The organism is Streptomyces sp. sk2.1 (genome assembly GCF_008120935.1).
GTDB lineage: Bacteria > Actinomycetota > Actinomycetes > Streptomycetales > Streptomycetaceae > Streptomyces.
This window is the reverse complement of sequence record NZ_RDBO01000151.1, coordinates 1-4,950: the sequence shown is the minus strand read 5'-3', so window position 1 is coordinate 4,950 and position 4,950 is coordinate 1. Positions and strand designations below refer to the sequence as shown.

The window sequence follows — 4,950 nt, the reverse complement described above, 5'->3', positions numbered from 1 at the left end:
ACGGAGACGACGGCGAGCCGGCCCCGCACCCCTTTGCGCGGCCGGCTCGCCGTCGTCTCCGTCATGCTGGGCATCTTCTCGATCGTCACCACCGAGATCCTGCCGATCGGCCTGCTCACCTCGATCGGGTCCGACTTCGCCGTCTCGGACGGCACGGCGGGCCTGATGATGACCATGCCCGGACTCCTCGCGGCCGTCTCCGCCCCCTTGGTCACGGTGGTCACGGCGCGGGTCGACCGGCGCGTGATGCTCTGCGCCTTCATGCTCCTGCTGGCCCTGGCCGACTTCCTCGTCGCCACCGCGACCGACTACCGACTCGTCCTGGTCTCCCGGGTGATGGTCGGGGTCACCATCGGCGGCTTCTGGTCCATCGGCGCCGGACTGGCGGGCCGGCTGGTCCGCCCGGCGTCGGTCGGCCGGGCGACAGCGGTGATCTTCTCGGCCGTCCCGTTGGGCTCCGTACTCGGCGTCCCCGCCGGTACGTTCATCGGCGGCCTGGCCGGCTGGCGGACGGCGTTCGTGGTCATGGGGGCGCTGAGCGTGGGCGTACTGGCCCTGATGCTCCTGGTGGTCCCGCCCCTGCCGCCCGCGCAGGTCACCCGCGCGCGCCTGCTGGGCACGGTGCTGGGCCGGCCCGGTACCCGGTTCGCCCTTCTCCTCACCTTCCTCGTCGTCCTGGCCCACTTCGCGACGTACACCTACGTCACCCCCTTCCTGGAACAGGTCACGCACGCCGGTCCGACGCTGATCACGGTGTTCCTGCTGGTCTACGGAGCCGCCGGGATCGTCGGCAACTTCGTCGGCGGCGCGCTGGTGACGCGCCGCCCGCGCCTCGCGGTCTCCCTCGCCGCGGGCCTGATCGCCGCCTCGGCCGCCCTGCTCCCGGTCCTGGGCGGGCGGGAGGTCGGAGCCGTCGCGTTGCTGGCCGTGTGGGGAGTGGCCTACGGTGCGGTGCCGGTCTGCTCGCAGACCTGGTTCGCCAGGGCCGCGCCCGAGGCGCCCGAAGCCGCGTCCGTCCTGTTCACCGCGTCCTTCCAGGCGACCTTCGCCCTCGGCGCCCTGGCGGGCGGAGCCGTACTGGACCACGTCTCCGTGTCGGCGGTCATGACGCTCGGCGGCGCGACCGCGGCGCTCGCGGTGGTCGCGGCGGTCGCCGGGAACCCCGGTGCCCGGGGGCCGCGGGAGTGAACCCACCGCCCCCGGGCACGGTGGCCGCACCCCGTACGTGGTGGGGAGAACCCCACCACGGCACGCGGTGCTGGCACCCCGATGAATTCGGGGGGCCGCTTTACTGCCCGATTCGCCTGCCGCCAGCACGATGTCCGTATGCAGCAGACGCAGGCTCATTCACCCGGTCGCGACCGTGATCCATTCATAGATGTCATCAGGGCACTGTGCGTGCTGGCAGTGATTTCCCAGCACTGGCTCATGCCCGTACTCGCCTACGAGAACGGACACTTGAGCACCGGAAATGCGCTCGCGAGCCCCGGCTGGTGGATTGTCACCTGGCTGACGCAGGTCATGCCCATGGTTTTCTTCGCCGGTGGTGCCGCCAATTTCTTCTCGTTCCGTCCGACGAAATCGACGCGCGTCTGGCTCCGGAGCAGAATCGCGCGCCTCCTGGTGCCGGTCGTGCCCCTGGCGGCCGTGTGGCTGCTGCTGCCCCATGTGCTGATCGGCGCGGGGGTGCCGGAGCAGCCGGTGCTGCTGGCGGGCAGGATCGCCGGCCAACTGCTCTGGTTCCTCGCCGTCTACGTCCTCGTGGTCGCGCTCACCCCGGTGATGTACCAGTGGTACCGCCGGTACGGGTGGCGCGTGGTCGGCGTACTCGCCGTCTGCGCCCTGGTCGTCGACGTGCTGCGCTTCGAGGCCGGCCCCGCGATCGGTTTCGTGAACGCCCTGTTCGTCTGGCTGGCGGTCCACCAGATCGGCTTCCACTACGCCGACGGCGGCCTGCGCGTACGGAGCGGACGGCCGTCGGCGGGGCTGGCCGCGGTCGGCTTCGGACTCACCGCGGCCGCCGTGTTCTTCGGGCCCTACCCGGCGTCGATGATCGGGATGCCCGGCGCCCCGGTCTCCAACATGAGCCCTCCGACCGCGCTGATGCTGTCGCTGGCGGTCGGCCAGCTCGGACTCTGGCTGACGCTCAAACCCGTCATCACCCGGCTCGCCGGACGTCCGTCGGCCGCCGCCGTCCTGCGGTGGTGCGGAACCCGGTTCATGACCCTGTATCTCTGGCACATGCCCGCGCTCGTGATGACGGCGGGAATCGCGATCGTCGGACTCGGATTCTCGACGCCGACCCCCGGCAGCCCGATGTGGTTCGCGGTGGCACCGCTGTGGATCGGCGTTTCGGGAATATTCCTGATGTGCTTCACCGGGGTGTTCGGCCGGTTCGAATTCCGTCGCCGTTCGGGTACGGCATCGGAAATGGGTCCCGGCCGGATCGCTCTCGCCGCGGTCCTTTCCGCCGGTGGCCTTCTCGGGCTCGCCGCCCAGGGATTCGTCTTCCCCGGAAATCCGCTCGCTCCGGTGCTCTGGGTGGCACTGGTGCTGACGGGGCTGCTCGTCGTACGGGAACGGACCGTCCCGGAGGCCGTGGCCGGGCAGGGCGCCCGCATCGTGCCCGTTCAGCTGGGCGTGCGCCATGAGGACGCCGGGGACGGGAACGTCCGGGGCGAGGACTCCCGGACCGGGAGCGCCGGGGACGAGGACGTCCGGACCGGGAATGTCCGGGACGGGGACGTCCGGGCCGAGGACTCCCGGACCGGGAATGTCCGGGCCGAGGACGTCCCGGTTCTCGCCCGGCACGGCAGTGGATGAGGTCCCGCACCCCGGGTGCGGGGGCCGGGCGATGGGGAACCACCGCCCGGCCCCCGCGCTTTTGCGTCCCACACCCCGCTTCGCGCCTCACACCCCGTCGGCCGCGAGTTGCTGCCGGACCAGTCCGACCAGGCCCTCGACGAGGGGGCCGGGCTCGACGGACGGGTCGAGCGACCGCTGGAGCAGATAGCCGTCGATCGCCGCCGTGAGGGTGACCGCGACGGCGAGCGGGCGCGCGACCCCCCGGGCCCCGAACCAGTCGCACAGCCGCTGCCGCAACTCGGCCAGCAGGGCGGCGATCTCGGCGCGCAGCTCGTCGTCCCGGCTCGCGGCGACGAGGGACTCGTACAGCAGCAGCAGTTCCGGATCGCGCGGATCGTTGGCGGACAACGCCCGGAGCATGGTCTCCACGGCCTCGGCCGGATCCGTCAGGGACAGGGCCCCGTCGATCCGGTCGAGGAAGAACGTCCGGATCTTCCGCACCGCGGCGATGCGCCGGAGTTCACCGATGCTCCCCACGTGGTAGTGGATCACCCCGGTGTTCACACCCGCGCGCTCCGCCACCCGCCGGCTGCTCACGTCGCCCCAGCCCAGTTCGGGGATGAGGGAGGCGGCGGCCTCGATGATCTTCTCGCGCGTGTCCGTCCCGCGCGAGGGGCTCGTGGGCCCGTCGCTCACAGCCGTACTCCCTGGATCGCGACCACCGCGAGCACACCGGCCGAGGCCAGCGCGATCGCTTCGAGAACGAGCAACTGTACCGGCAGGGGATCGCGCACGACGGGGAAGACCGCGCCGAGGTCGGCCGCGAAGACCGCGATGTGGCCGATGCTCAGCACCAGCGCCGCCACGAAGGCCCAGTGCTGCCCGGCCATGGCGAACCCGGCCACCACGAAGCCGGCGAGCCCGAGGGCGGTCAGATACACGTTGAAGCCGTTGTACTGCCACCGGGGAAGCGGGGAGAAGTCCCTCGTGTCGATCAGCTTCCCCGGGACCATGGGAATCAGCAGCAGCGTCTCCCAGACCAGGAGCGCCGCGGTCACAGTCGCCAACAAGGATTGGTTCATCACGTTCTCCGTTACGTGTGCGTGTGGAGTCGGCCGTCTTTTTGGACGATAGTCCTGGACGGTCGTCCAAATCAAACGGAGAGGTGATCCACGTCGGGGCCGGCCTCCTCCTGTCCGCCGTCTCCTGCCGGTCTCCGCCGGTCGGCCTTCTCGTGCCGGCCTCCGCCGGTCGGCCTTCTCCTGCCGGTCTCCGCCGCGGGCGCGGTCAGGGCACCACCGCCCTGCCGCTCATCCGCGGTGCCCGCCGGCGTCTCCCACCTCGCCCCCGCCCTCCTCGTTCGCCCGGCGGCGCCGGTGGTACGCGACGGTGAGGATCGCCAGGAGCGGCCCCCGGGCGATGAGCGGGGCGTACGTCACACACAGCGCCCAGGCGGCCGGACCGTTGACGGAGGGACGGGCACCGCTCTCGTTCAGCGGCTCCACGAAACCGAAGACCTGGTTCAGCACGGCGTACGCGACGAACGTCGTGATCAGCACCGCCCCGAGTGCGGCCGGAACGACCACCGCCCGGATCGGGATCCGTCTGCCGCAGCCCCGGCACCCAACGCGGGGCGACTTCGCCCCACGACCGCACCAGCCCGAGGGCGAGCAGCGCGAGCCCTTCGGAGACCACGGACAGCCCGAGCACGTACAGGCGTTCCCACCCCGCCCAGTCGTAGTCCGCGTCGTAACCGGCCAGGCCCAGCACCAGCGCGACACGCCACAACCCGGACGGCAGGACACACAGCGGAATGGCATGGGCGACCCGGACCGCCCAGCGGGGAACGGGCTCGACGGGCTTGCGACCGGACGACGCGCCGACCGACGTCTCGGCGCCGTCGCCGCCGCGGTCCTGGCGCGTGTGGTCATGAGTGCCCTCCCCGATACGGTCCGACGCCGTCAACCTTCTTGTACGGGGCGGGTGTTCGGCGTCCGCTGCCGGACCGAACGGCGCTCGCCGGTGCGGCGGAAGCCGGGCACGACCACAGGACGACACCAGTGGTCGACGGGTGCCTCCGAGGAGGACGCCGACACGTCGGACGCCCCGTCCGCCCGCTGACGTACGTGCCGCTCGGCGCCCACC

Annotated in this window: 6 protein-coding genes; 2 read left to right on the top strand and 4 right to left on the bottom strand. The window is 71.7% G+C overall.

Annotated elements, in window-relative coordinates; translation table 11 throughout:
• Positions 1–33: 33 nt before the first annotated feature.
• Together EAO76_RS41705 and EAO76_RS41700 are read left to right on the top strand one after the other, a co-directional pair.
• Complete coding sequence (locus tag EAO76_RS41705; protein WP_148841446.1) at positions 34–1,188, top strand: MFS transporter; 1,155 nt, start codon at positions 34–36, stop codon at positions 1,186–1,188.
• An 81-nt stretch (positions 1,189–1,269) separates the two neighbouring features.
• Positions 1,270–2,823, top strand: a complete 1,554-nt coding sequence (locus EAO76_RS41700; RefSeq protein ID WP_316248413.1) for an acyltransferase — start codon at positions 1,270–1,272, stop codon at positions 2,821–2,823.
• A gap of 87 nt (positions 2,824–2,910) precedes the next feature.
• Here EAO76_RS41700 and EAO76_RS41695 read toward each other — a convergent pair whose 3' ends face one another.
• From EAO76_RS41695 to EAO76_RS45610, 4 genes are all read right to left on the bottom strand, one after another.
• Positions 2,911–3,501, bottom strand: a complete 591-nt coding sequence (locus EAO76_RS41695; protein WP_148841445.1) for a TetR/AcrR family transcriptional regulator — start codon at positions 3,499–3,501, stop codon at positions 2,911–2,913.
• A complete protein-coding gene (locus EAO76_RS41690; RefSeq protein ID WP_148841444.1) occupies positions 3,498–3,872 on the bottom strand; it encodes a hypothetical protein in 375 nt (124 codons plus the stop codon). The genes EAO76_RS41695 and EAO76_RS41690 overlap by 4 nt, the downstream gene beginning before the upstream one ends.
• Before the next feature lie 243 nt (positions 3,873–4,115).
• The gene (locus EAO76_RS47420; protein WP_316248412.1) at positions 4,116–4,364 is read right to left on the bottom strand and encodes a hypothetical protein; all 249 of its coding nucleotides are present in this window, start codon (positions 4,362–4,364) and stop codon (positions 4,116–4,118) included.
• A 402-nt stretch (positions 4,365–4,766) separates the two neighbouring features.
• Positions 4,767–4,950, bottom strand: a 184-nt coding sequence (locus EAO76_RS45610; RefSeq protein WP_222872265.1) for a hypothetical protein, incomplete at its 5' end; no start/stop codon positions are given.